This is a genomic window from Streptomyces longwoodensis (assembly GCF_001514125.1).
In the GTDB taxonomy this organism is placed as follows: Bacteria; Actinomycetota; Actinomycetes; order Streptomycetales; family Streptomycetaceae; genus Streptomyces; species Streptomyces longwoodensis.
Map to the genome: position 1 here is coordinate 39,811 of NZ_KQ948550.1, position 26,031 is coordinate 65,841.

The window sequence follows — 26,031 nt, forward strand, 5'->3', positions numbered from 1 at the left end:
GGCGCCTCAGGCCCGGCGCCGGAACACCGGCTTCACCGGGCGGCCCCCCAGCCAGGGCGTCGGGTCGCCGGCGTCCAGCGCCTTGCGGTAGACCGCGCACGCCTGGGCCACCGCGTCCACCGTGTGCTCGATGTCCGCCTCGTCGAGCGCGCTGCTCACCACGAACGACGGCGCCAGCACCCCGCCCGCGAGCAGGCCGCGCAGGAACAGCGTGCGGTACTCCTGCGAGGGGCGGCCCCGTTCGTCGAGGGTGGCGAAGACCAGGTTGCTGGCCCGGCCCCGCACGACGACGTGGTCGCCGACGCCCATGGCGGCCGCGGCCTCGCGGACCCCGGCGGCCAGGCGCTCGCCGAGGGCGTGCAGACGGGCCGTGACGCCTTCCTCGACGTAGGTCCGCAGCACGGCCATCGCCGCCGCCAGGGAGTGGGTCTCCGCGCCGTGCGTGGTGGACAGCAGGAACACCCGGTCGTCGGAGTGCCGCAGCCCGCCCCGCTCCATCAGCTCGCGGCGCCCGGCCAGCGCGGAGACGGCGAAGCCGTTGCCCAGCGCCTTGCCGAACGTCGAGAGGTCGGGGACGACGCCGTACAGGCCCTGGGCGCCCGCCTCCGACCAGCGCAGACCGGTGATCATCTCGTCGAAGACCAGCACGCAGCCGTGCCGGTCGGCCAGGGCGCGCAGGCCCTCCAGGTACCCGGCGGGCGGCTCGGTCTGGGTGGCGGCCTCCAGGATCAGGCAGGCGACCTCGCCCTCGTACCGGGTGAGCAGCTCCTCCGTGGCGGCCAGATCGCCGTAGGGGAAGGTCACCGTGAGCTCGTTGGTCGCGTCGGGAATGCCGGCGGAAAGCGGGGTCGTGCCGATGAACCAGTCGTCGACCGAGAAGAACGGCTGGTCGGCGCACAGGGCGACCCGCGATCGCCCGGTGACGGCACGCGCCAGGCGCACCGCGGCGGTGGTCGCGTCGGAGCCGTTCTTCGCGAACTTCACCATCTCGGCGGTCGGCACCGTGGCCAGGAAGCGTTCGGCCGCCTCCAGCTCCACGACCGACGGCCGCACGAAGTTGGCGCCGCGGTCGATCTCCCGCCGCACCGCCTCCGTCACGCGCGGGTGCGCGTGGCCGAGGCTGACCGAGCGCAGGCCGGAGCCGTACTCGACGTACCGGTTGCCGTCGACGTCCCACACGTGGGCGCCGCGGCCGTGGCTGATGACCGGGGCGAGGTGCTCGGGGTACTGGTCGTCCCCCTTGGCGTAGGTGTGGGCGCCCCCGGGGACCAGGCTGTGCAGTCGTTCGTTCGCCGCCCGCGAGCGGGGCAGGTGGAACTGGTCAGTGTCCAAGCCGACTTCATCCTCTCTGGCGTTGCTCCAGGACCTCGGCGAGGCGTGGTGCCCCGCGGTCCCGCTGGGACATCGACGTGACCGGCAGCGGCCAGGGGATGGCGAGCTCCGGGTCGTCGAAGGCGATCGTCACGTCCTCGGCCGGGTCGTGCGGGCGGTCGATGCGGTACGACGTGTCGGCGGTCGCGGTGAGCGCCTGGAAGCCGTGCGCGCAGCCCGCCGGGATGTACAGCGTCACCTGGGTGTCGCCGGACAGCTCGAAGGAGGCCCGGCCCAGGTAGGTGGGCGAGTCGGGCCGCAGGTCCACGACCACGTCGAAGACCGCGCCGGACGAGCAGCGCACCAGCTTGGCCTCGCCCGCGCCGGAGCGCAGGTGCAGTCCGCGCAGCACGCCCCGGACCGAGCGGGACAGGCTGTCCTGGACGAAGGCGGCCGGGTCGATGCCCACCGAGCGGACCACGTCGGCGTCGAAGGTGCGGCAGAAGAAGCCGCGTTCGTCGGTGTACGGCGTCGGCTCGAACAGGTACGCGCCGTCGATCTCCGGGACCTCGATGGCCTTCATGCGCTCTCCCGCGGGCTGGGGGTGTGGCCGGCGGTCCCGAACAGGGCCGCGGACAGGGCGGTGAACTGGTGCTCCAGCCGCCGTGCGGCGGCGGCGTTGCGCTCGGTGAGGGTCCGGCGCACGTCGGGGGCGTGCTTCTCCAGCGCCCGGAACTGCTCGAGCAGCCGCTCGGGGTCCAGGGCGCGCGCCGGGTGGCAGTACGCGTCCATGCCCATGCCGGCCATGAGCGCCTCGCTCTTGGCCGCGTAGGTGACGGCGAGCGTGGGCGTCGCGGTCTTCAGCGCGCAGATCAGGTTGTGGTAGCGGATCGCCACCACCGCGTCGGCCTGCGCGGTCTCGGCCATCAGGTCGGCCAGGGACGCCGTCCCGGCGGCGGTGACCAGGGGCGAGGGGACCGCGTCGAGGACGGCCGCGACCACCGTCGCGTCGCACCGGTCGCCGGTGAGCAGCCGCACCGGCCGGCCCTCCTCGACCAGCGCGCGCACGAAGCGGACCGTGCCGTCCAGGTAGCGCGTGTGGATCTCGTCGGCGCGGGCGCGGTCGTCGTCGCCGCCGTGGAAGTCCATGACGCCCACGCAGACCCGGCCCGTGGAGCCGGGCACCGGGTCGGCCGGCGGCACCGGCAGCGAGAACGCGAGGTCCGGGTGGACCTCGTCGCGCGAGGTGTCCACGCCCATCTCCCGCATCGCGTCCCGGGACGGGGCGTCGCGGTACGACCGGTACGCGGCCAGCCGCGCCGCCCAGCGCACCAGGGCACGCGTCGACCGGTTGCCGATCGGGGCGGCGCCCACGCCGACCAGCGCGACCCGGGTGCCCAGCAGCCGGCCGCTCGCGCAGAGCAGGAACAGGGCGTACGGGAAGCCCCACGGCCGCAGCGGCAGCGTGGCCTCCAGGACGCCCATGCCCGGCACGACCACCACGTCGTGCCGGCGCACCCAGGCGGCCGTGCGGACGACGTCCACCAGCTTGCCCAGGCCCTTGCCGACGACCGCGCCGGCCCGCGAGGCGGTCCGGTACTCGCCGCGGTACCAGTGCAGCCGGGTCGCCGGGATGCCGAACCGGGCCGTGACGGCCTCCGGCCCGCCGCACAGCGCGTCGACGGACGCCCCGGGGTGCGCGGTGCGCAGGTACCCGAGCACCGCCTCCAGCGACCCGTCGTTGCCGAGGTTGCCCGAGCCGAGCAGGCCGAACAGCCCGACCCGGGGCGCACGCCTCACGCCCGTCGCCCCTCGCGGCCGGCGACGAGCGCGTCGACGGAGACGGTCACCCGGCCCGGGTCGACCGGGGCGCGGTCCTCGACCCGCTCGCCGGCGCCCGGCCGGGCCCGGCTGGTCAGCCACGCGGCGAGGTGGCGGTGGCACTCGCGCTTCTCGGCCGGGGACAGCGGCGCCCGCCGCACGGCCGAGAAGAAGCCCCACACGTACTCGGCGAGCAGCCGGGGCGTCGGGTGCAGCCGCCCGGCCCGGCGCGGGTCCAGGTTGACGCACCGCGAGCGCTTGGACGGGTTCGCCCGCTCGGCGCGGGTGGGGTGGTCGCGGCGGAAGTACAGCAGCTCCGGCACCTGGTGGAAGCGCCCGTGCAGGGTCAGTTCGGCGACGTAGGTGCGGTCGGCGTGGTGGTAGCTGTCCATCGGCTTCACCCGGCGCAGCACGTCGGTCCGGATCACCCCGTAGAAGTCGTCGCCGCCCGGCTCGAACAGCAGGCTGCGGAAGCGCTCCGGGGCGTGCGGCGAGCCGGTGGCGAGCGTGTACGCGTACGGCACCGTCACCCGGCCGTCGCCGTCGATGACCGCCTGGTCGGTGTGCGCGAGGATGACGTCCGGGTGCTCGTCCAGCGCCCGTACGCAGCGCTCCAGCAGGTCGCGGCCGTAGAGGTCGTCGTGCGAGGCCCACTTGAACAGCTCGCCGCGGGCTTCGGCGAGCACGTGGTTGTGGTTCGGGGTGGCGCCGATGTTCCGGGGCAGCCGCAGGTACCGGATGCGGGAGTCCTTCGCGGCGTACGCGCGGCAGATGTCCTCGGTCCTGTCGGTCGAGGCGTTGTCGGAGACGACCAGCTCGTAGTCCTCGTACGTCTGGCCCAGCAGGGCGTCGAACGACTCGGCCAGGTACTCCTCGCCGTTGTAGACGGGCAGGCCGATGCTCAGCCTGGGGTGCGCGGTCATGGGGTCCTCACTTCGGGAACGGACAGGAGGGGGCGTTCGCGCAGGGCCGACCGCAGCTGCAGCCACCACAGGGCCGAGCCGCCGACGGTCGCGGCGGCGACGCCCCAGGCGGAGCCGACCGTGCCGGCCGCGGCCGCCCCGCCGAGGCCGCCGCCGACGTAGGCGGCGGACGCGAACAGCTGGCAGCGCAGGCTGCGCCGGGCCGCGCCGAGCGCGCGCAGCCCGGCCGCCGCGCCGGTGCCCAGTCCGGCGCCCGCGACACCGAGGGTGATCGGCACGATGAGCCGTGAGGCGGACGACCAGACGTCGCCGAGCACCAGCTCGCCGAGCCGGCCCGGCAGCAGCAGCAGCGCCCCGCCCCACAGCAGCGCGGCGCCGGCCTGGCCGCCGCCCAGCAGCAGGCAGAACGGGCGGAGCCGGTGCGGGGCCTGGCGCAGCACCCGGGCCGCCTCCGGGACGGTGACCAGCGACAGGCCCATCAGCACGGCGAGGAAGGGGCCCATCAGGAGCTCGGCGCCCCGCACCGCGCCCACCGCGCCGACCCCGACGATCGCGCCGAGCCCGTACGCCCGCAGCTGGCTCGCGCCGCTGAGGCTGACGTTCTCGACGAGGTACCGGTAGCCCAGGTCGCGCTGCTCGCGCAGCCACCCGCGGGCCCGGGCCGGACCGGGCCGCACCCCGGACTGGAGGCAGCCGTACCCGGCGGCCACCCAGGCGGAGGCGCCCCAGGCCAGCACGAACGCGGCCACGGTGCCCACGTGGGCCGCCACCACCATGGCCGGGACCAGCGCCACGCACCACACGAGGTCGTTGACGAACGCCTTGCGCCCGGCGCCCGCCGCGAAGAACGAGAACCGCCAGGCGTCCTGCAGCAGCAACCCCGGCAGCGTGAGGCCGAGGCACAGGAACGCGGGCCCCACCCGGCCGCCGACCGCCGGTCCGGCCACCGCGCAGACCGCGCCGATGGCCGTGCCGACGCCCAGCGCGGTCCCCGTCGAGCGGACCACCGCCGCCCGCCAGGAGTCCTCCGGTACACCGCTGAAGCGCACCACGAGCGGGTCGGTGGCCAGCCCGCGCGAGACGTTGAGCACCACGCCGTACGTCACCCAGGCCAGGCTGAACACGCCGAACGCGGTCACCCCCAGCGAACGGGCCACGTAGACGCCCACCACGAAGTTGCTGATGCTGGAGGCCGCCTGGTCGGCCAGGCCCCAGGACAGCCGCCCGGCGAGGGCACGCCGGCCGCTGCGCCCGGCCGGCGCGGTCTCCCGCGCCGGCGGCGCCGTCTTCTCCCCCTCGGTGGTCATCGGTCTCACGCCTTGATCAGTCCGGCGCCGTGCAGCGCGTCCGCCGCCGCGGCGACGGTGGCGAACGGCAGCCCGGACCGCTCGGCGACGTCGAGCAGACCGTGCTCGCCGTCGGAGAGGCTGAGCACCCAGAGCATCGCCATCTGGGCCTCCTTCGCGTCGCTGCGGCCGCCGAGCGCGTCGTACAGCCCGCGCCGGCCCAACTGGGGTTCGCCGTAGGGGCTGAGGTTGACGTACGCCCGGTCCCGGTCCAGCACGGAGAACGCCTCGCGGCACACGGCGAGCGTGTCCTCCATCGCCTCGGGCGAGACGAAGCCCAGGTCGTCCGCCGAGGTGTGGTACTCGGGGTAGCCGGCGTACGGGGTCCGGCTGAGCGAGCCCACCCCGAGGTCGAACCCGGGGGAGCAGAACTGCCGCTCGTCGTAGCCGTACGGGGTGAACTCGGTGACGCGGTGCGGCCGTCCGGAGGCGTCGAGCACGTGCCGCATCACCCGGTCGATCCCCGCGTCCCCGCGCCGGCTCCGCTTGTACGTCAACTGCCCCGAGTCACCGGCGCAGGCCAGCACGAGCCCGTGCCGGACCCGCTCCACCCGCTCCGCGTTGCGGGCCAGCCAGGTGATGGCGCCGATGGTGCCGGGCGCGAACAGGAACCGGTACGTGTAGTACGGCGTGCCCTCCGCCAGCGCCCGGGCCAGGTACGTGGCCACCGCGATGCCGGCCAGGTTGTCGTTGGCCAGCGACGGGTGGCAGACGTGGCTGGAGACGATCACCTCGTCGGACACCTGGCCGGGCACCACGTGCTCGGCGTAACTGAGGTGCCCGTCGGCGAGGGTGGAGTCGATGCGCACCTCGTAGTCGCCGTCGGGCAGCGCGTCCAGGGTCTCCTGCGCCAGGCAGAAGCCCCAGTCGGGCCGGTAGTAACTCGTGCGGTAGGGAATCCACGTGGGGTGCTCGGGCAGGGTGTGCAGGTGCTCGCGCAGCTCGGACAGCGGCATGGTGCGCGCCACCGGCACGCTGTAGCCGAGCACGTGCAGGCTGGACGCGGCGAAGTCGACGACCCGGCGGCCGGTGGCGTCGGCGACGTACGCGTCACGGATGTTCCACTCCTGGGGCACCGTCCAGTCGAGCACCTGGGTGCCCGTCGGGACCTCGTGCCGCTGGAGCGGGATGTACTCGCCGACGATGTCCAGGGTGGCGCGCACCCCGTCGCCGGTGATGCTCCGGCACAGCGGGTACATCCGCTCCACCAGCGCGTACATCTCCTCGCCGGTTCCGGTCACGCGCGCCACCGCAGGGTGTCGTCGACCGTGCCCGCCCCGGACGCCGCGCGCAGCACCGCCAGCCGGGTGAAGCGCTGCTCGAAGGCCTCACGGGTCAGCCCGTGCGCGCGGTAGGCGTCGGCGAGTTCGAGCGCGCCCCGCTTGACCGTCCACTCGCAGTCGAAGCCCGGGACGGCCGCGCGGAACCGGGAGAAGTCCACCCGGTAGGACCGCGGGTCGGCGCCGTTCTCGCCGGTGATGACCACCTCGGAGCCCGGCACCGCCTCCGCGACCTGCGCGGCGATCTCGGCGACCGTCACGTTGTTGGTCTCGCTGCCGATGTTGAACGCCCGGTCGTGCACCGCCTCGCGCGGCGCGGTCAGCGCGGCCGTGAACGCCCGCGCGATGTCGGCCGCGTGCACCAGGGGGCGCCACGGCGTGCCGTCGGACAGCACCAGCACCTCGCCGGACAGCAGCGCGTGGCCCACCAGGTTGTTCAGCACGATGTCCGCGCGCAGCCGCGGCGAGAACCCGAACGCGGTGGCGTTGCGCAGGTACACGGGGCTGAAGTCGCCGTCGGCCAGCTCGTGCAGGTCGTCCTCGACGCGCACCTTCGACTCCGCGTACGGCGTCACCGGGCGCAACGGGGCTTCCTCGGCGACCAGTTCGTCGCCGCCGGCGGCGCCGTACACCGAGCAGGTCGACGCGTACAGGAAGCGGCCCACCCCGGCGTCGCGGGCGAGGCGGGCCAGCCGTACCGACGCGTGGTGGTTGATGTCGTAGGTGAGGTCGGGCGCCAGCGCGCCCAGCGGGTCGTTGGACAGCGCCGCCAGGTGGATCACCGCGTCCACCCCCGCCACGTGCTCGGCGGTGACGTCGCGCAGGTCCACCCGGTGCCCGGGCGGGTCGGCGGGCCGCGGGCCCAGCACGCAGTCGGCGAACAGTCCGGCGTCCAGGCCGACGACCTCGTGCCCGGCGGCCGCGAGGACCGGGGCCATCACGGTGCCCAGGTAGCCCTGGTGTCCGGTCAGGAGTACGCGCATGGTTCAACCCCCCAGGTTGAGCGTGAGTTTGGTGACGGCGAACGCCTCGGCGTAGCGCGCGTGGCATTCGATGCCGCGGATCCGTGCCAGCCCGAGGAAGGCCTCCCGGTCGTACCAGGGCCGGCCGCGCTGCGAGGGGTAGTGCTCCTGGAGCAGGCGCACCTTGTCCTCGGCGGTCTCGGGCGACAGCGGCTGGTAGGCCGCCGGACGGCCGAGGTCGCCGTCCCACTTGACGATCTCGTAGCCGAGGACCAGGTGGTCGCGGAAGGCGGTCGGCACCAGCTGGGCCAGGTGACGGTGGTCCTGGTGGGCGTCGTCGGTGCGCGGGGCCAGGACCAGGTCCGGGTCGCCCTGTGCGCGCAGCTCCTCGACGGCGGCCTTGGCCTCGTCCCAGTGCACCGGGACCCGCCCGTCGGGCAGCTTGAGCACGGTCAGCCGCAGGTCGGCGCCCGGGCAGAAGGCGGCCAGCGCGGCCCGCTCCTCCTCCTCGCGCTCCCCGCCGCCGCCGGTCAGCACCAGCGCGTCCACCCGCAGGCCCGGCCGGGCCCGGCAGAGCGTCAGCAGGGTGCCGCCGGCGCCGATGGCGATGTCGTCGCAGTGCGCGCCCACCGCCACGATCCGGTCGACGCGTCCCGCGCCGAGCCGGATCACGCGGTCCCCACGGCGACGGGCCGGCCCGCGTCGTCCCGCTCCCACACGGCCCACGGGCGCTCGCCGCGGGTGTACGCCTCGTCGAGCGCGGCGCGCTCCTTCACCGTGTCGGTCGGCTTCCAGAAGCCGCGGTGCTGGTGGGCCACCAGCCGCCCCCGCTTGGCGAGTTGCGCGCAGCCGTCGGCGACCAGGTCCCCGCCCTCGGGGATGTGGTCGAAGACCTCCTGGCGCAGCACGAAGTAGCCGCCGTTCTCCCACAGCGGCAGCTCGCTCACCGGGGTGATCCCGCCGACCAGGCCGTCCTCGCCCAGCTCCACGCAGTGGAACGACGACTGCGGTGGCACCACCATCATCGACGCGCCCGCGTCACGCCGGGAGAACCGGTCGATCATCTCCGGCAGCGGGGCGTCGGTGAGCACGTCGGCGTAGTTGGCGAGGAACATCTCGTCGCCGTCCAGGTAGGGCCGCACCCGGCGCAGCCGCTCGCCGATCGGCGACTCGATGCCGGTCTGCACGAACGTGATCGTCCAGGAGGCGATGTCGGTGGACAGCAGCTCCGTGCGCCCGCCGCGCAGCACGAAGTCGTTGGACGTCGTCTCCTCGTAGTTGAGGAAGAAGTCCTTGATGTGGTGGGCGCCGTAGCCGAGGCACAGGATGAACTCGGTGTGCCCGAAGTGCGCGTAGTAGCGCATCACGTGCCAGATCAGCGGGCGCGGACCGACCATCGCCATCGGCTTGGGCACGTCGTCGGCGGACCCGTTGCGCATCCGCATCCCGTAACCGCCGCAGAACAGCACGACCTTCATGACGTCACCTCGACAATGCTCAGTTCCGGGATGGGGAAGACGAGCCGGCCGCCCCACTCGTGCACGTACGACAGCTGCTCGACCAGCTCGGCCCGCAGGTTCCAGGGCAGCACCAGCACGTAGTCGGGCCGGTCGACGGCAATCTGCTCGGGCGGCAGGACCGGGATGCGGGTGCCGGGGGTGAACCGGCCGTGCTTGTACGGGTTGCGGTCGACCGTGTACGGCAGCAGGTCGGGCCGGATGCCGCAGTGGTTGAGCAGGGTGTTGCCCTTGCCGGGGGCGCCGTAGCCGACGACCGTCTCGCCGCGCTCGGCCGCCTCGATCAGGAACTTCAGCAGGTCGCGGCGCACCTTGGCCACCCGGGCGGAGAACTCCGTGTACCCGGACAGCTCCTGGAGCCCGGCGGCCTTCTCCCGGGCCAGCACGTCGGCCACCCGGTCGCTGGGCTCGCCGGCCACCTCCTCGGGGCGGGCCCACAGCCGGATCGAGCCGCCGTGCGTGGGCACCAGCTCGACGTCCACCAGGGCCAGTCCGCCGCTCGCCAGGGCCCGGACCGCGGCCGCGACCGTGTAGTACTGGAAGTGCTCGTGGTAGATCGTGTCGTACTGGTTCTCCTCGATCAGCGTCAGCAGGTGCTGCACCTCGATCGAGACCCAGCCGTCGTCGGCGACCAGGGCCCGCAGGCCCCGGGTGAAGCCGATGACGTCGGGGATGTGCGCGTACACGTTGTTGGCGACGACCAGGTCCGCCGGGCCGTGCTCGGCGCGCACCCCGGCGCCCGTGTCCGGGTCGAGGAACGCGGTGAGCGTGGGCACGCCCGCCTCGCGCGCCGCGGCCCCGACGTTCACCGACGGCTCGACGCCCAGGCAGCGGATCCCCCGGTCCACCACGTGCTTGAGCAGGTAGCCGTCGTTGCTCGCGACCTCCACCACGAACGCGTCGGGGCCGAGGCCCAGCCGTCCGACCGCGCCGTCGACGAAGGCCCGCGCGTGCTCCACCCACGACGTCGAGTACGAGGAGAAGTACGCGTACTCCTGGAACGTCTCCTCCGGTGTGATCAGCGGCGGGATCTGCGCCAGCCAGCAGTCGGTGCACACCCGCAGGTGCAGCGGGTACGCCGGCTCCGGCCGGTCGAGCTGGTCCGCGGCGAGAAAACTCTCACACGGTGGTGTGGCCCCGAGGTCGACGACGCTGGCCATCGCCTCCGAGCCGCACAGTCGGCATCGTGTCATCTGCTGTCCCCATCCCCCCTGCCCGCGCGGGAGTCCCCACCGCGAGCCAGTGCCGACCGCCCCGCGATCGCGGTGCGGTACTCCTCCAGCAGGCGCTCCAGCCCGACGGCCGGGCTGAAGTCCTGTTCGTACCGGCGCCGGGCCGCCCGCCCCATCTCCCGGCCCCCGTCCGGCGCCGCCGTGATCCGGCGCAGACGGGACGCGAGCGACGCGGCGTCGTTCGGCCGGTGCAGCAGGCCGGTCACCCCGTCCTCGACGAGTTCGACGAAGGCGCCGTGCCCGGCGGCGACGGTCGGCACGCCGGCCGCCATCGCCTCCACGACCACCAGCCCGAACGCCTCCAGCCAGGTCGACGGCGCGACCACGGCCACCGACCGCGCGATGGCCTCGCGGCACTGCGCGGTGTCGTACAGGCCGACGTAGCGCACGTCGTCCCGGCCGGCCGCCCAGGCCGTCACCTCCGGCTCCAGCGGGCCCGTCCCGGCGATCACCAGCGGCACGCCCACCCCGCCGTCGGCGGCGAGCGCGTCCCACGCGGCCATCAGCAGCCGTACGCCCTTGGCCTCCGCGAGCCGCCCCAGGTACAGCAGGTGCTCGCCGGGCTCGGTGCGCACGGTGCCCGGGTCGGGCACGAAGTTGTGCTTCACCGCGAGCCGTCCGGCGGGCATCCCGGCGCGGACCAGCACGTCGCGCTGGGCCGCCGAGATGCACAGGAACCGCTCCACGCCCGACCACCAGCGCCGCCGGTTGGCCGACAGGCTGACCGCGAGCGGCACGGTCGCCAGGCGCGAGCCCCGGTAGCAGCCGTGCCGCACGGCCGGCAGCGGCGTGGCCCCGACGCACTCGGCGCACGGCCGCCCCTCCCGCTGCAGCGTGCCGGGCGGGCAGACCTGGGTGTAGTTGTGCAGCGTCGCCACGGCGGGCACGCCCGCGTCGGCGCAGGCGGCCAGCACCGCGGGGGACAGCAGCGGGAAGACGTTGTGGACGTGCACCACGTCGGGCCGCTCGGCGCGCAGCCGAGCCGCGAGCTCCGTGCGCACCCCCGGGTTCCACGGCACCAGCAGCGGCACCGCGGCCTTGCCCAGCAGGGACCGGCCGGCGATGTCGTCGCTGCGCCGCTCGAACACCCCGACCCGGTGGCCGCCCTCGCGCAGCAGGGCCACCTCCTGGTCGACGACCTTGTTCTCGCCGCTCGGCTGCGCCGAGCCGTAGCGGTTGTGCACCACGAGCACGTGCATGGTCAGGACACTTCCGTTCTCCGGGCCCACGTGGGGACGCGTCGGCGGGGCACCCCGGGCGCCGGCGGCGGACCGGCCGGGACGGGCGTCGCCAGCAGCGAGGCGGCCACCGTGAGGTGCAGCAGGTACGGGGAGGCGTCGCCCAGTCCGGCCTCGGTGTACGACGCGATCGCGCAGTAGCTGATCAGGAAGATCGCGCAGGCCCGCGCCAGCGACGGCGGCCGCAGCAGCGCCACGCCGCCCAGCACCAGGACGATCGCCGCCACCAGGCCGACGCCGATCGCGCCCTGCTCGTGGTAGACGGCCAGCCAGCTGTTGTCGATCGGCAGGCCGCCGTACGACTTGTCGCCCAGGCCCACCCCGAACAGGTACTCGGTGGTGCTGCGGGGCGCCGACAGCAGCGCGTCCCAGACCTTGGCCCGGCCGGTGAGGCTGGTGAAGTTCTCCTTGCTCTGCCCGCGCAGGAACCACGCCTGCAGCGCGGAGCCGAGCACCACCGCGGTCACCGTGCCGCCCACCACCGCCCAGGCGAAGAACCGGCGGGCGGCGGCGCTGGTCAGCACCAGCGAGCCGATGGCCAGCGCCAGCCCGAGCAGCAGGCCCAGGGTGGCCGTGCGGGTGTGGGTCAGCGCGAGCAGGACCAGGGACGGCACGATCACCACGGTCGCGCTGGTCCGGTCGGTGCGGCGGCCCATCAGCAGCAGCACGGTGAGCCCTATGATCACCGCCGCGTACTGGCCGATCTGCGGCGGGGTGAGCGGCCACAGCGCGCCGACCAGCCGCCCGCCGTACAGGTCGGGCAGGGCGGCACCGGGGGAGAGCACCAGACCGGCGGCGACCGAGCCGAGCACCGCGAAGTACATCCGGATGTGGTGCCGCACGAACGTCATGTCGCCGTCCCACCAGCGGCTGACCAGCCACAGCGTGCCCACGAACACGGCCAGCCGGAAGCAGCGGAACAGCGCGCCGAACCCCGACTCCAGGTGCACGCTGGAGATCACGCTCAGCGCCAGCAGCAGCGTGAGCAGCAGCAGGAAGGCGCTGGACCGCACCCGCAGCCGCAGGTTCAGCGCGAGCGCCAGGGTGAACGCGGCGACCAGCGAGCCCATCGTGACCATCTGGATGAGCGAGCGGGGCAGCGGCACGATGGTCTTCGCCCCGGCGGAGCCCAGGGTGTTCAGGACCAGCAGCCCCCACACGACCGCCACCGGCGCCGGCGTGGGCTCCGTGCGGATCTCCTCGGCCGTTCCCGTGCGCATCTCAACCACCGTCCCCGGCGCGGAAGGTGCTGCCCGCGTCCTGCTGGTAGGGAGCGCCCTGCCACTGCGCGAAGTCCAGGACCCGGCTCGGGTCGAGCGCGACGAACGTCCACGGCCCGACGTAGGTGTTGTCGTGCCAGCGGTTGTGCTGCTGGAGCGTGACGGCCCGGGCCACCCCCTCGCCCTTGTACGGCGACCAGTCCGGGTAGGTGCCGTAGTTGGCCAGCACCGCCATGCGGTCGCACTTGACCGTGCAGTCGACGACCGACTTGTCCAGTTCGAAGCGGTTGTCGTGGATGTCCACCCGCTGGGTCTTCCACCGGCAGTCCGCGTACAGCGGCGCCGACGCGATCGCCGGCCGGGCGCAGCGGGACGTCTTGCCCACCAGCAGCGTGCAGTCGCCGGAGGAGGTGTTGGCCGGGCTGTTGCAGAACCGGTCGGCGTTCTCCCACAGGGTGATGCCGGACCAGTTGTCCTCCAGCGTGTTGCGGTAGACGTCGATCCTGTCGGTGCGGGCCTTGACCCGCGGTTCGCCGCCCGACTCGGACAGGTAGACCGTCGCGAACGGGAAGCTGTCGCCGCGGTCGGCGTAACCGCGGCCCTCGACCCAGTTGTTGCGCCGGACGACGTTGTCGCGGATCACCGCGTTGTAGCTCGTCTCGTAGATCAGCGCGGCCCCGTCGTTGGACTCCAGCACGTTGCGCTCGATGCGGAAGTCGTTGTTGTTGGTGTCGGCCCACAGCCCGGCCCCGCGGTTGTCGTGCACCCAGTTGCCGCGCACGTCGGCGCCGTCGACGGCCCAGAACTTCACGCCGCCGGTGCAGCCGCAGCCCGGCCGCTTCTTCTCCCAGTCGCCGGTGTTGTTTCCCGTGATCTCGTTGCCCTCGACCAGCAGCCCGGTGATGCGGCCGCCGGACTTGTAGGCGTTCAAGCCGTACTGGCCGTTGTCGCGCAGGCAGTTGGCGCGCACCCGCTGGCGGGCGCCGGCCATCAGCCCCGCACCGGAGTTGTCGCGGATCACCGAGTGCTCGATCTCCCACCCGTCGGCCGAGTCGTGGTTGACCACGCCCTCGTCGTGCGGCGCGACGAAGCCCCGCACGGTCAGGTACCGCAGGGTGACGTCACGCGCGGTGCCGCCGAACGCGTACTGGTTGGTCTTCCGGCCGTCGAGCACCGCACCCGGCGCGCCCAGGTAGGTGTCGCCCTCCTTGGGGATCACCTGGGCGTAGCGGTCGGCCTCGAGGCGGTGCGTGCCGGAGCGCAGCCAGAACGTCGTGTGCGGCGGGCTCTTGGCGGTCTTCGCCGCCAGGTCGCCCGGCACCGCGGGGTCGACGGTCACCGCGCCCGCGGGCGCCGTCGCCGGCCCGGCCCCCGGGTGCGCGCACACCCGGGCCACGGACGCGGCGGACGGCGCGGCAGCGGTCGGCCCCGGCCGCTGCGTGCTCGCCGTGCTGGTGTCACAGCCGGCCACCGCCAGCAGGACCAGCGCCGACGCCACCGCGGGCCACCCCCGGGCCCGCCCCTTGATCCCCACGCGCCCCCCTAGCCGCGGAACGTCAGTACGGTCGTGAACCCGCGCGTGCCGTCGGCGGAGCCGGTGCCGAGCAGCGTGGTGGCGGGTTCCTTGCGGCCGAAGCCGGCCGAGTACCAGCCCAGCGGCGGGTCGCTCTCACCCCGGTGCGCCGCCCAGGCCAGCTGACCGGGCAGGTCGAGCACCGCGGAGCGGTCCTCGCCGTCGCACATCCAGGTGAGCAGGGCCCGGTGGCCCGTCAGCTCCGCCGTGACCGCGGGGCCGAGGTGGAACGCCAGGCGCACGGCCCGGCGGTCGCCGCTCAGCTCGTCGACGATCGTCAGCTCCCGCCGCTGCGGCGCCAGTTCGACCCGGCGGCGGTGCACGGACGGCCGGTAGCCGTCGTGCTCGGCGCTCCAGCGGTCCGCGTCCGCGGCCAGCACCCGGCTGCGCGCCTGCCGGGTCCACAGGAACGGCCCGCCGGAGACGGACTGGTCGGTGCCGTCGACCTCCAGGGTGTTGTGGCCGAGGGTGGAGCGGAAGTACCGCCGCCACTCGGGCTGTCCGTGGTAGCAGTACGTCCCCGGGTCGGCGAGCACGTCCACCCCGTCGTGCCGGACCTCCACCGACAGGGCGTCGGCGTGCGCGTGCGCGGCGATGGACAGGAACCCGTGCGGGCCGCCGTCGCAGCGGCACCAGATCTCACCCCGGTCCCGCTCCGGGCTGCGCAGGATCGTCAGGCCCGCGTCGGCGAAGTGGGCCGGCCGCCGGTCCGGGCGGGCCACCGCGCTGCCCCGGCCCGGGTAGGGCCGCACCAGCGCGGCCAGCAGCGGCGTGCGCACGTCGGTGCCGGTCACCGCGGGCCACCAGGGCAGCCGGCCGAACACGGCGTCCCCGGTGGACAGCAGCGAGCCCCAGCGGTCGGTGCCCGCACCGTCCACGACCAGGCCGTACCCGTCGTCCGCGTCGCCCTGCCGGGGCGGCCGCAGCCGGCGGTCCACGACGGCCGCGAGCGCGTCGGTCATCCGCAGCAGCACCCGCCGGACCGACGCCGGCACCGGCACGCCCGCGGCGTCCGCCTCGGCCACCGCGGCCAGGCCCAGCTCCAGCACCAGACCGTGGTACTCGGTGGCCAGTTCCCGGTTGAGCCCGGAGGCGAAGGTGTTGGCGCGCAGCTGCCGCTCCAGCGACCGCAGCGCGTCGGCGCGCCAGCGCGGCGAGGACGGGAACCAGGCGAACGCGCAGGCCGCGGCGAACTGCCCGGCGGCCTCGGCGACGACGTGGTTGTTGGCCGAGGACCCCCGGCTGGGGAAGGCGGCCAGCCAGCGCTGGTGGTGCCAGATCTGGTGCAGCGCCACCGGGTTGTCCTCGAACAGCGCGGCCGCGCCCGGCCAGCCGTCCAGCAGGCGGCGCACCCACACCCAGGACAGCAGCCGGATGCCCAGCTCGATCCCGCTGACCCAGTGCACCCCGCGCAGCGGCGGGTTGGCCGTCCACCACGACCGCAGGTGCGCGGCCACCCGCTCGGCGTACCGCTCGTCGCCCGTGACGGCGTAGGCCGCGGCGAGCACGGTCAGGTACTGGTGCCGGGACGGCTCCCAGATCTGCTTGACGTCCCCGATCGCCTCCTCGTCCCGGTACGGCACGTCGAAGGCGTAGCCGCCCGGGGCCCGGCGCCCGGTCTTCGGGTCGTACGACCAGTCCGGGTCGATCAGGTCGTCGCGGTCCACGCCGAAGAAGACGGCGTGCCCGGCCATCAGCCGGTCGGCCTCGGCGAGGAGCCGCTTCACGGCGTCCGGCGGCACCTCGGCGAGCGTCCCCGCGGGCAGCACGGCGGTGAACCGCACGCCGGTCACGCGCGGGCCGTCCGGCGGCGGCGCCGCGCGCCAGCGCCGCCTGCGCAGCGTGTCGCCCACCCGGCCGCCGACCTCCGTCGGCCCCATCCGGGACAGCCGCCGCAGGTACCAGCCCGCGCCCATCGACGCCCGGGTCATCGCGCCCCCGCCAGCGTCACCGGCGCGCCGCCGACCAGGCTGGCCCGCACGGCGAGGGTGGCCGCCGTGGTGGCGACCAGCGACTCCAGCGGCACCGGCATCGGCCCGCCGGTGCGCACCGCCCGGACGAACGCGGCCAGTTCGGCGTTCTGGCCCTTGTCCCGGGCCTTGGGCAGCCGGGAGCTGACCCACCGCTTGGGGCCGTACACCGAGGCCCGCACGAAGTCGTCCAGGCGCAGCGCGCGCCCGTCCGCGATCAGGTCCAGCGTCTCCTTCGGGAAGCCGGACGGGCCCGAGGTGACGTAGCTGATGGTGGCGGTGGAGCCGTCCGGGTAGCGCAGCACGACCTGGAGGTCGTCGTTGCCGGACGGCGCGGTCGCCCACACCGACACCGGGTCGGCGTCCAGCAGCCAGCTCGCCGTGTCGATGAAGTGCCCGCCCTCGCCGACGAACCGGGTGCCCTCGGAGCCCTCCTGGAGGTACCAGCTGCCGTGGTCGAGGCGGCCCGCGTTGACCAGGTAGCGCAGGGCGGCCGGGCCGGTCCGGGTGCCGAACCGCCGCCGGGCGTCGTGCAGCAGGGGCGCGAACCGGCGGTTGAAGCCCACCTGGAGCCGGTCGTTGCCGGACTCCTCCACCGCCGCGACCACGTCGGCCAGTTCGTCCTCGGTGAGGGCGAGGGGCTTCTCCACGAACACGGCCTTGCCGGCCAGCAGCGCCCTGCGCGTCAGCCCGGCGTGCGAGCTGTGCCGGGTGACGACGAACACCGCGTCGACGGACGGGTCGCCGAGCACCGCGTCGAGGTCGGTGGTCGCGTGGGCGAAGCCGAACTTGCGCTGCGCGTTGGCCGCGGACAGCGCCGTCGTGGTGACGACCGTGGACAGCTCGACGCCCTCGCGCCGCGCCAGGTGCGGCAGCAGCATCGACGACGCGTAGTTCCCGGCGCCGACGAACGCCAGCCGTACCGGCGCCCCGGCCGCCCGGGCGGGCGCGGACGCCGTGCCGCCGGTCCGCCGCACCGCGGGCACGGCCACCGACGGGGCCTGCGCCGCCCCGGCCTCCGTCCCCTGCTCCTGCTCCTGCTCGGGGTAGCGGAACAGCACCGCCACGGCCTTCAGTTCGCCGTCCTTCAGCCGCTGGTACGTCGGCACCGCGTCCTCGAAGTCGGCGACGTGGGACACCAGCGGCTCCACGTCGACGCTGCCGCGCGCGACGAGGTCGAGGAAGCACGCCAGGTTGCGGCGCTCGGTCCAGCGCACGTAGCCGATCGGGTAGTCCCGCCCCTGGAGTTCGTACTCCGGGTCGTAGCGGCCGGGCCCGTAGCTGCGGGAGAAGCGGACGTCGAGTTCCTTCTCGTAGTAGGCGTTCCACGGCAGGTCCAGGCGGCACTTGCCGATGTCGACGACCCGGCCGCGGTCCCGGCACAGCCGGGCGGCCAGCTCCACCGGCTGGTTGCTGCCGCCGCCCGCGGCCAGGTACACCTGGTCCACGCCGTGCCCGCCGGTGAGTTCGGCGACGGCGACCTCCACCGCCGCCGAACCGGGGTCGCCGCAGGCCGCCGCGCCCAGCCGCTCGGCCAGCTCGCAGCGCGCCGGGTCGGGGTCGGCCCCGACCACCCGCACCCCCGAGGCGGCCAGCAGCTGCACCACCAGCTGGCCGATCAGGCCCAGCCCGATGACCAGCGCCACCTCGCCCAGGTGCGACTCGCCCTGGCGCACGCCCTGCAGCGCGATCGACCCGACCGTGCCGAACGCGGCGTGCCGCGGCGCGAGTCCGTCCGGCACCGGGGTGTAGAGGTTCTTCGGCACCCAGTTCAGCTCGGCGTGCAGCGCGTGCTCGTTGCCGGCGCAGGCCACCAGGTCGCCGACCTTCACGTCGTCGATCCCGGCGCCCACCTGCTCCACCACCCCGCACAGCGAGTAGCCCAGCGGCGTGTACGAGTCGAGCTTGCCCATCACCTTGCGGTAGGTGGCGGGCAGCCCGTTGGTGGCGACGCTCTGCGCGACCTTGGCCACCTGGTCCGGCCGGGAGCGGGCCTTGCCCAGCATCGACATCCCGGCCTCGGAGACCTTCATCAGCTCGGTCCCGGTGGAGATCAGCGAGTAGGAGGTCCGCACCAGCACCCCGCCCGGCTTGCAGCCCGGCACCGGCACGTCCAGGAGCGCCAGCTCGCCGCTCTTGTAGTTCTGTACTACCTGTTTCACCGAAGTCCTCTTGTCTCTACGCCGTCGCGGGGGAGTCCTGGCCGGACCCGGAGGTCGCGCCGCGGTACCAGTACTCGAGGGTCAGCACGTGCCACAGATGCTTGGAGAAGTCCCGCTGCCCGGCGGCGTCCTCGGCGACCATCCGCCGCAGCGCGTCCCGGCGCAGGAACCCGGACCGCACGAGCAGGCCGTCCTCGACCACCTCGCGCACCAGCGGCGACAGGTCCCGGCTCATCCAGGCCCGCAGCGGGGCGCTGAACAGGCCCTTGGGCCGGTAGACGATCTCCCGCGGCAGGACCGAGGTGGCCGCCTCCTTCAGGACCGCCTTGCCCTGCCGCCCGGCGATCTTGCGCGCCCCGGGCACCGCGAACGCGGCCCTGACCACCTCGACGTCCACGTACGGCACCCGCACCTCGGTCGACGCGGCCATGCTGGAGCGGTCCGTGTACGCGAGGTTCAGGCCCGGCAGGAACATCCGGGCGTCGGCCAGGCACATGCGGTTCACGAAGTCGTCGAGGTCGTTGTCCTCGTAGACGTCCGCGTGCTCGGTCAGCACGTCGTCGACCGTGCCGGCCAGGCCGGGGTCGATCAGGCCGAGCAGGTCGCCCCGGTCGTACATGGTGTAGCTGCGCCGGAACGCCGTCTCCTCCGGCAGGTCCGCGAAGGACAGGAACCGCTTGGCGAACCGCACCGAGCGGTACCCGCGGCGGCTGGTCGCCACCGGCAGCCGGTCGACCACCGCGGCCGCCCCGCGCCGCAGGGGCCCGGGGACGCGCTGGTAGCGCAGCGCGATCAGGTTGGCCAGGTGCTTGCGGTACCCGGCGAACAGCTCGTCGGCGCCCATCCCCGACAGCATCACCTTGACCCCGGCCTCCCGGGCGGCCGAGCAGATCAGGAACGTGTTGATCGCGGCCGGGTCGCCGATCGGCTCGTCCAGGTGGTACGTCATCCGCGGCAGCAGGTCGAGCACGTCCGGGGCGATCTCGATCTCGTGCAGGTCCACGCCGAACCGCTCGGCCACCTGCCGGGCGTAGCGCAGGTCGTCCGGCATCGCCTCGAACCGGGCGTCCTCCGCGCGGAAGCCGATCGTGTACGCCGAGATCCCGGGCCGCCCGCGGGCCGCCAGCGCGGTCAGGTAACTGGAGTCCAGCCCGCCGGACAGGAACGTGGCCACGGGCACGTCGGACAGCAGGTGCCGCCGGGTCGACTCCTCGATCACCGCCGCCAGGTCCGGCAGGTCCCCGTCCAGGGCCCGCTGCCGCCCCTCGGCGGCGACGTCCCGCAGGTTCCAGAACCGGCCCCGCTCGACCCGCCCGTCCGGCCGGCACCGCAGCCAGCTGCCGGGCGGCAGCTTCTCCGCCTCGCGGAACGCGCACCGCGAGTCCGGCACCCAGTAGTACAGCAGCGACGCCACCAGCGCCGCGTGGTCCACGTCCAGCGACCCGCCGGTCACCGCGGCGAGCGCCTTCAGCTCCGAGGCGAACACCAGGCCCTCGCCGCGCCGCAGCAGGAACAGCGGCTTGATGCCGAGCTGGTCGCGGGCCAGGACCAGCTCACCGGTGCGCTCGTCGAACACCCCGAGCGCGAACATGCCGCGCAGCCGGGGCAGGCAGTCCGTGCCCCAGCGCCGCCACGCCTCCAGCAGCACCTCGGTGTCCGAGGTCCCGCGGAAGCGCACCCCGGCGCCCTCCAGCTCGGCCCGCAGTTCCGGCGCGTTGTACAGCTCGCCGTTGTACGTCAGGACGAGGCCGTCCTTGGCCATCGGCTGGGCGCCGGTGTCGGACAGGTCGATGATGGCCAGCCGCCGGTGCCCGAGGTGCACCTCGCCGTCCCCGGCCGGGTGGCTGTACCGGCCGGCCCCGTCCGGGCCGCGGTGGGCCAGGACGTCGGTGAGCCGGTCGGTCACGGCCTTCCCGTCCGGCCACCGGTACGTGCCTGCGATGCCACACATGATTACCGAGCCTCCTGGTCGCTGTCCGGGACCCCCGCGGCCCACATCGGCCGGCGCTCCGCGCGCCGCAGGCCGTCCCCCACCGCCTGGACGGCGTGCGGGGCGCCCGCGCCGTTCTGCCGGGCCGGCCGTTCGCCCTGGCCGCGCAGCGCGGTGTGCAGCCCGTCCCACAGGGTGCCGTCGGTGCGGTCCTTCGGGTCGGGGTCGATCAGCACCACGCCGACCACCGGGATGCGCTGGTCGGCGAGTTGCCGGGCCACGGTGTGCAGCCAGGCGGCGCTGCCGTGGCCGGCCCGCACGACCAGCACGGTCCGCGTGCCGAGGTGGCGCAGGTCCGTCCACGCGGTGCCGGGCGCCACCGAGCCGACGCCGATCAGGCGCTCCTGGGGCGCGGCGGCCGGGACGCGCTCGCCGCCGACCACGGCCGGGTCGCCCGGCTTGGTGCGGCGGCCGCGCAACTGGGTGCCCGGCAGCCCGTCGACGAGGGTCACCGGGCCGTCCGCGGCGACCTCCCGGGCCAGGTCCACGGCGATCGTGGTCGCGGGGCGCGCACAGCCCAGCTCCAGCAGCGACACCGGTTCCGCGGACCCGCGCACCGTGCGGGCCAGGGACGTGGTGAGCCGGGCCCGGGCCGTGCGGACCCGCCGACGCTGCCACGGCCACGTCGAGCGCAGCGGCAGCTCCGCGACGACCGAGGCGCCGAGGTGCGCGGCGATGTCCCGGCGCAGCACGGGACGGTCCGCGACCACCGTGCCGACGGCGGCCACCGCGAGCCCCAGCACGAGGCCGAGGACGAGGCCGATCACGCCGTTCGTGGCGGCGGACCTGGGCAGTGAGTGCCGTACCGCGCGCGGGTCGTCCACGATCTGGGTGCGCGCCACCAGCTGGGGCGTGCCCACCCGGGCCTCCGCGGCGCGCTGGGCGAAGTCGGCGATGCGCGAGGTGAGTTCGGCGCGGCGGGCGAAGAGCGTCTCCAGGTTCGCGGCCGCCTTCGGGCCGGTCTCCTCGGAGCCGTCCCCGATCGCCTTGTTGACCTGGGCGAGTTCGCCCTGGAGCCGGTCGCGCTGGTCGAGCAGGCTCTTGGCCTCGGCGTCGGCGGCCTGCTGCATCCGGCGCACGTGGTCGGCGACGAACGCGTCGGCCAGCGCCTTGGCGCGCGCCTCGGCGTCGGCGTCGCTGTCGCCGGTCACCGTGATCTGGAGCAGGTTGTTGGTCAGGCCCAGGCCGCTGTAGTCCTTCAGGAAGTCCTCCGGCGCCTCGGAGGACCTCAGGGTCCGCAGGGCCTGCTCGGCGATGCGCGTGGTCTGCAGCAGCGCCGCGTCGGTGCGGATCAGCGTCCCGGGGTCGTTCGGCTGGTCCTCCTGGTGCGCGACCAGGACCTTGGTCACCGCGGTCGGCGGGGGCGGCAGCAGGACCGCGACCGCCACACCCAGCAGCAGCCCCAGCAGGGCCGCCGAGCTCCACAGCCGGCGGCGCCTGCGCACCGCCACCACCAGGGACTGCAGGTCCAGCAGCGGGGTGGGGGCCGGCGACTGGGGGGTCGTACTCGTTCTCACCGTGCAACTCCTGTCGCGTCGTCGGCGCCCGCGAGCACCGGCGTGACCGCGTCCCGGGGACGGTCGGCCGACCGCGCCGGACGGGCCGGGGACGTGCCGACGAGGACGACGCCGACGACCTCGTGCCGGGCGTCGGCACACGCCTCGGCGACACCGGCGAGCTCCGCCGTGGTCCAGTGGCCCGGGCTGAGCACGACCAGCGCACCCGACTCGGTGTCGCGGTCCGGCACCAGCGGCCGGTCCACCCCGACCTCGACCACCCGCAGCCGCGGGTCGCCCCCCGCGGCGGCCACCAGCTGTCCGGCGGCCCGCAGGGCGCCGGCGTCGCCCTCCGGGACGACGGCCAGCAGCCGCCGCGGCGCCGGCACCCGTTCCCGGAGGCGGGCGCACACCCGCCGGTAGCGGACCTGCCGGCTCGCCTCGTCGCCGGACGGCGGCGGGGCGGGCACGTCCCACCGGACGTCCAGGCCCAGCAGCCGGCGCGCCCGGGCCCGCGCACCGCGCGCCTCGGGCCGGTGCGCCTCCCGCTCCGCGGGCACGTCGACGGTGCCCAGCGAGGTCGAGCCCAGCGCCTCGGCGATCTCCGGCTCGGTGCGCGGCCGGCGGCTCATCCGCGCGGCGGTGAGGTGCCCGATCAGCGCGACGAGGAAGAACAGCAGCGCCCCGCCGGCGACCAGCTGCCACCGGGTGGGCGGGGCCTCGCCGGTCGGGCGCGGCGCGGGCCCCATCACGACCAGGCCCGCCTTCGTGGCGGACGGGTCGGCCTCCTCCAGCTTGTTCATGGCCTCCTGGAGGGTGGTGCGCAGCTTCTCCAGGTCGGTGCGGGCCTGCACGCTCTCCACGGTCTGCCCCGGGTCGGCCGCGTCGGCCAGCTCGGTGATCCGGCTGCTGGTCTGCGCCACCATCTGCCGCAGCGCCGTCAGTTGCGCCGCCGCCTCCGGGTCGTCGTTGTCACCGACGACCTGCGCGGCGTAGCCGACGAACTGCCGCGCCACCTGGTCGGCGAGCTGCTGGGCGCGCTCCGGGGTCTCGGCCGTGCCCGAGATCGTGACGATGTTGCCGTCCGCGGCCTGGGCGCTCACCCGGTCCCGCAGGTCCCGGCCGTCGACGCCCTCCCAGTGGAGGGTGGCGGCGGCCCGGTCGACCACCACCGAACTGGTCGCGATCTCCGTCTGCGTCAGCAGCGCACGCTCCTCCCACGCACCCGGCAGCAGCACCGACGCGGACGTCGTGTACCGGGGCGGGAACAGCAGCGAGACGCCGTAGCCGACGAGCGCGCCCACCAGGGTGAGCACGGCGAGGAGCCGCCAGCGCCGGCGGAGGATCCGCCCGATCGTGACCAGACGTATGGTGTCGTCGCTCAACGGCGCGACCTCCTTGCAGCCTTGCTGTTCTCGTCGTTCTTCTCGCAGGCCGCGGCGTAGGCCGCGAGCAGCGCCGCCTGCGAGTTGCGCCAGGACAGCGGGCCGCCGACCCGCTCCCGGCCGATCTCCCCCCGCCGGGCCCGCTGTTCCGGGTCGTCCAGCAGCACCGCCACCAGCTTGGCGAACTCCGCCTCGTCGTTGGCGGGCGCGTACAGGGCCGCCTCGCCCGCGGAGACCCGCGCCTCCTTCAGCTCGAACGACACCATCGGCCGGCCCATGACCATGTACTCCAGGACCTTGTTCATGGTCGACACGTCGTTGAGCGGGTTGTGCGGGTCGGGGGAGAGGCAGACGTCCGCCGTGGACAGGTAGCGCACCAGGTCCTCGTCGGGGATGCGCCCGGTGAACTCGACCTGGTCCGCGAGGCCGAGCCGCCCCGACAGCTCCACCATCTCGTCGAAGGTGTCACCGGCGCCGACGAACACCGCGTGCCAGTCGGTCCGCACCGCGCGCAGCTCCGCCAGCGCCCGCAGCGCGTAGTCGACGCCGTCCTGCGGGCCCATCACGCCCAGGTAGCACAGCAGATGGGGCTTGCCGCGCTTGAGCTCCGGCTCGGGCGGCACGGGACGGAACCGGTCGGTGTCGGGTGCGCTGCGCACCACGAACACGTCCTCGGGCGCCTTGCCGCCCCGGCGCACGGCGACGTCGCGGTAGCTCTCGTTGGTCGCGATCACCACGTCGGCCGCCCGGTAGGTGCGCCGTTCCAGCGCGCACACCGCGCGGTAGAGCAGGTCCTCGCCGCGCCGGAACCGGGACAGGTACAGCTCCGGCACCAGGTCGTGCTGGTCGAAGACGAAGCGCGCGCCGCGTCGCTTCAGCCACAGCGCGGGCAGGAACAGCAGGTCGGGCGGGTTGCAGGCGTGCACCACGTCGACCGGGCCGACCTTGCGGGCCAGCCGCAGCGTGTGCCACAGCGCCGCCCCGTACTCCCGCACGTAGCCGGCCGGTCCGCCGGTGGCCGCGCGCAGCGGGTAGCGGTGGATGCGCACCCCGTCGACGACCGCCTCCGCCTCCGTGTCCCGCTTGGTCCCGCGGGGGCAGATGACGTCCACCGTCCAGCCGGCGTCGCGCAGCGTCGTGCACTCCTGCCACACCCGCCGGTCGAAGGGCACCGACAGGTTCTCCACCAGGACCAGCGCGCGCCGGCCCGGCCGTGCACCGTCACCCGACGGTCCGTCACCCCACGCGTCGCCGAGCGACCGGTCACCAAGCAAGGCCCATGTACCCCGGTTCGGCCCGGCGCGCGTCGGCGTCGGGGAGGCGGACGAGATCGACGATCACCGGGCCGTCGCCGTGGGGCAGCGCCGACACGACGGCCGGGTCCCGGGTGCCGACCAGGCACACCTCGGCGTGGTCGAGGACCTCCTCGACGGAGTCGGCGAGGAGCTGCGCCAGGTGCGGCAGCCGGGTCTCGATGTACTCGCGGTTGGCGCCGAGCAGCCGGGACAGGCTCACGTTGGCGTCGTAGATCTTCAGGTCGTAGCCCTTGCCGAAGAGGCGCTCCGCCAGTTCCACGAGCGGGCTCTCGCGCAGATCGTCGGTGCCGGGCTTGAAGGACAGCCCGAACAGGCCCGCCCGGCGCTTGCCGGTGCGTTCGACCATCTCCACCGCCCGTTGCAGGTGGTCGGAGTTGGAGGGCAGCACGTGGGACAGGATCGGCACCGACACGTCGGCCCGCTGCGCCGCGTGGACCAGGCTGCGCAGGTCCTTGGGCAGGCAGGAGCCGCCGAAGGCGAACCCGGGCCGCAGGTAGGCGGGGCTGATGTTGAGCTTGCGGTCGGCGAGGAACACGTCCATCACCTGGTGCGAGTCCACGCCGAGCGCCTGGCACACCGCGCCGAACTCGTTCGCGAAGCCGATCTTCAGGCCGTGGAACGCGTTGTCCGCGTACTTGATCGCCTCGGCCGTCGGGACCGGCACCCGGAACACCTCGCCGGGCAGGCCCTCGTAGAGCGCCAGCACCACGTCGCCGCTGGCCGCGTCGAGTTCGCCGACGACCGTCTTCGGCGGGTCGAAGAAGTCCCGCACGCTCGTGCCCTCGCGCAGGAACTCCGGGTTGACCGCGACCCCGACGTCCACGCCCGCGGTGCCGCCGACGTTCTTCTCCAGGATCGGCACCAGCAGGTTCAGGCAGGTGCCCGGGAGCATGGTGCTGCGGAAGACGACGGTGTGGCGCGGCCCCCTCTTCTCCTCGCCCCCCTCCGCCAGGGCCGCGCCGATCTCCTCGGTGACCCGTTCCAAGTAGGTGGTGCACAGGCTGCCGTTGGCCTCCGAGGGCGTGCCCACGCAGACCAGCGACACGTCGCTGTTCAGGACGGCCTCGCGGACGTCGCGGGTGGCGCGCAGCGCGCCGCTGCGCACCACGTCGGCGATCAGCTCGCCGATCCGCTCCTCGACCACCGGCGCCTTGCCGTCGTTGACCAGGTCGACCTTCACCTGGTTGACGTCGACGCCGATGACCTCGTGGCCCATGCCGGCCAGGCACGCGGCCGACACGCAGCCCACGTAGCCGAGCCCGAAAACGCTGACTCTCATGACCCGTTCC

The 26,031-nt window shown here is 74.4% G+C and carries 20 protein-coding genes; all 20 read right to left on the minus strand.

Going from position 1 to position 26,031, the window contains the following annotated elements:
* Nucleotides 1-6: 6 nt before the first annotated feature.
* From AQJ30_RS05190 to AQJ30_RS05285, 20 genes are read right to left on the minus strand one after another with little or no spacing between them, the layout of a single operon-like run.
* A complete protein-coding gene (locus AQJ30_RS05190; RefSeq protein WP_067229166.1) occupies nucleotides 7-1,332 on the minus strand; it encodes a glutamate-1-semialdehyde 2,1-aminomutase in 1,326 nt (441 codons plus the stop codon).
* A gap of 7 nt (nucleotides 1,333-1,339) precedes the next feature.
* Nucleotides 1,340-1,894, minus strand: coding sequence for a dTDP-4-dehydrorhamnose 3,5-epimerase family protein (locus AQJ30_RS05195; RefSeq protein ID WP_067229168.1), 555 nt, complete (start codon nucleotides 1,892-1,894; stop codon nucleotides 1,340-1,342).
* Nucleotides 1,891-3,111 carry a polysaccharide pyruvyl transferase family protein gene (locus AQJ30_RS05200; protein WP_067229171.1) on the minus strand — a complete coding sequence of 407 codons (1,221 nt, stop codon included), beginning with the start codon at nucleotides 3,109-3,111 and terminating at the stop codon, nucleotides 1,891-1,893. The genes AQJ30_RS05195 and AQJ30_RS05200 overlap by 4 nt, the downstream gene beginning before the upstream one ends.
* A complete protein-coding gene (locus tag AQJ30_RS05205) occupies nucleotides 3,108-4,055 on the minus strand; it encodes a glycosyltransferase family 2 protein (RefSeq protein ID WP_067229173.1) in 948 nt (315 codons plus the stop codon). The genes AQJ30_RS05200 and AQJ30_RS05205 overlap by 4 nt, the downstream gene beginning before the upstream one ends.
* On the minus strand, nucleotides 4,052-5,362 hold the full coding sequence (locus tag AQJ30_RS05210) for an MATE family efflux transporter (RefSeq protein WP_067229175.1): 1,311 nt from the start codon (nucleotides 5,360-5,362) through the stop codon (nucleotides 4,052-4,054). The genes AQJ30_RS05205 and AQJ30_RS05210 overlap by 4 nt, the downstream gene beginning before the upstream one ends.
* A 5-nt stretch (nucleotides 5,363-5,367) precedes the next feature.
* Entirely contained in the window at nucleotides 5,368-6,651 is a 1,284-nt protein-coding gene (locus tag AQJ30_RS05215; RefSeq protein WP_067229178.1) for a DUF4910 domain-containing protein, read from the minus strand.
* Nucleotides 6,639-7,664 (minus strand): NAD-dependent epimerase/dehydratase family protein, encoded by a 1,026-nt coding sequence (locus tag AQJ30_RS05220; protein ID WP_067229180.1) that lies wholly within the window; start codon nucleotides 7,662-7,664, stop codon nucleotides 6,639-6,641. The genes AQJ30_RS05215 and AQJ30_RS05220 overlap by 13 nt, the downstream gene beginning before the upstream one ends.
* A gap of 3 nt (nucleotides 7,665-7,667) precedes the next feature.
* Complete coding sequence (locus AQJ30_RS05225) at nucleotides 7,668-8,315, minus strand: PIG-L deacetylase family protein (protein ID WP_067229182.1); 648 nt, start codon at nucleotides 8,313-8,315, stop codon at nucleotides 7,668-7,670.
* The gene (locus AQJ30_RS05230; protein WP_067229185.1) at nucleotides 8,312-9,121 is read right to left on the minus strand and encodes a glycosyltransferase family protein; all 810 of its coding nucleotides are present in this window, start codon (nucleotides 9,119-9,121) and stop codon (nucleotides 8,312-8,314) included. The genes AQJ30_RS05225 and AQJ30_RS05230 overlap by 4 nt, the downstream gene beginning before the upstream one ends.
* On the minus strand, nucleotides 9,118-10,353 hold the full coding sequence (locus tag AQJ30_RS05235) for a class I SAM-dependent methyltransferase (protein WP_067229188.1): 1,236 nt from the start codon (nucleotides 10,351-10,353) through the stop codon (nucleotides 9,118-9,120). The genes AQJ30_RS05230 and AQJ30_RS05235 overlap by 4 nt, the downstream gene beginning before the upstream one ends.
* Nucleotides 10,350-11,591, minus strand: a complete 1,242-nt coding sequence (locus tag AQJ30_RS05240; protein ID WP_067229191.1) for a glycosyltransferase — start codon at nucleotides 11,589-11,591, stop codon at nucleotides 10,350-10,352. Before AQJ30_RS05240 ends, AQJ30_RS05235 begins: the two co-directional genes overlap by 4 nt.
* Before the next feature lie 2 nt (nucleotides 11,592-11,593).
* A complete protein-coding gene (locus tag AQJ30_RS05245; RefSeq protein WP_067229193.1) occupies nucleotides 11,594-12,850 on the minus strand; it encodes a hypothetical protein in 1,257 nt (418 codons plus the stop codon).
* Between the two features lies 1 nt (nucleotide 12,851).
* Nucleotides 12,852-14,384 carry a right-handed parallel beta-helix repeat-containing protein gene (locus AQJ30_RS05250; protein WP_067229196.1) on the minus strand — a complete coding sequence of 511 codons (1,533 nt, stop codon included), beginning with the start codon at nucleotides 14,382-14,384 and terminating at the stop codon, nucleotides 12,852-12,854.
* 8 nt (nucleotides 14,385-14,392) lie between these two features.
* Nucleotides 14,393-16,354, minus strand: a complete 1,962-nt coding sequence (locus AQJ30_RS05255; protein ID WP_067229197.1) for an alginate lyase family protein — start codon at nucleotides 16,352-16,354, stop codon at nucleotides 14,393-14,395.
* Nucleotides 16,351-18,555 carry a bi-domain-containing oxidoreductase gene (locus AQJ30_RS05260; RefSeq protein ID WP_067229200.1) on the minus strand — a complete coding sequence of 735 codons (2,205 nt, stop codon included), beginning with the start codon at nucleotides 18,553-18,555 and terminating at the stop codon, nucleotides 16,351-16,353. The genes AQJ30_RS05255 and AQJ30_RS05260 overlap by 4 nt, the downstream gene beginning before the upstream one ends.
* Before the next feature lie 16 nt (nucleotides 18,556-18,571).
* Nucleotides 18,572-20,506, minus strand: coding sequence for an asparagine synthase (glutamine-hydrolyzing) (gene asnB / locus AQJ30_RS05265; protein ID WP_067229202.1), 1,935 nt, complete (start codon nucleotides 20,504-20,506; stop codon nucleotides 18,572-18,574).
* A 2-nt stretch (nucleotides 20,507-20,508) separates the two neighbouring features.
* A complete protein-coding gene (locus AQJ30_RS05270; RefSeq protein WP_067229204.1) occupies nucleotides 20,509-22,062 on the minus strand; it encodes a Wzz/FepE/Etk N-terminal domain-containing protein in 1,554 nt (517 codons plus the stop codon).
* Nucleotides 22,059-23,426: a Wzz/FepE/Etk N-terminal domain-containing protein gene (locus tag AQJ30_RS05275; RefSeq protein ID WP_067229207.1), complete on the minus strand. Its 1,368-nt coding sequence runs from the start codon at nucleotides 23,424-23,426 to the stop codon at nucleotides 22,059-22,061. Before AQJ30_RS05275 ends, AQJ30_RS05270 begins: the two co-directional genes overlap by 4 nt.
* Nucleotides 23,423-24,700: a glycosyltransferase family 4 protein gene (locus AQJ30_RS05280; RefSeq protein WP_067229210.1), complete on the minus strand. Its 1,278-nt coding sequence runs from the start codon at nucleotides 24,698-24,700 to the stop codon at nucleotides 23,423-23,425. Before AQJ30_RS05280 ends, AQJ30_RS05275 begins: the two co-directional genes overlap by 4 nt.
* Entirely contained in the window at nucleotides 24,690-26,021 is a 1,332-nt protein-coding gene (locus AQJ30_RS05285; RefSeq protein WP_067229212.1) for a nucleotide sugar dehydrogenase, read from the minus strand. The genes AQJ30_RS05280 and AQJ30_RS05285 overlap by 11 nt, the downstream gene beginning before the upstream one ends.
* Nucleotides 26,022-26,031 lie beyond the last annotated feature (10 nt).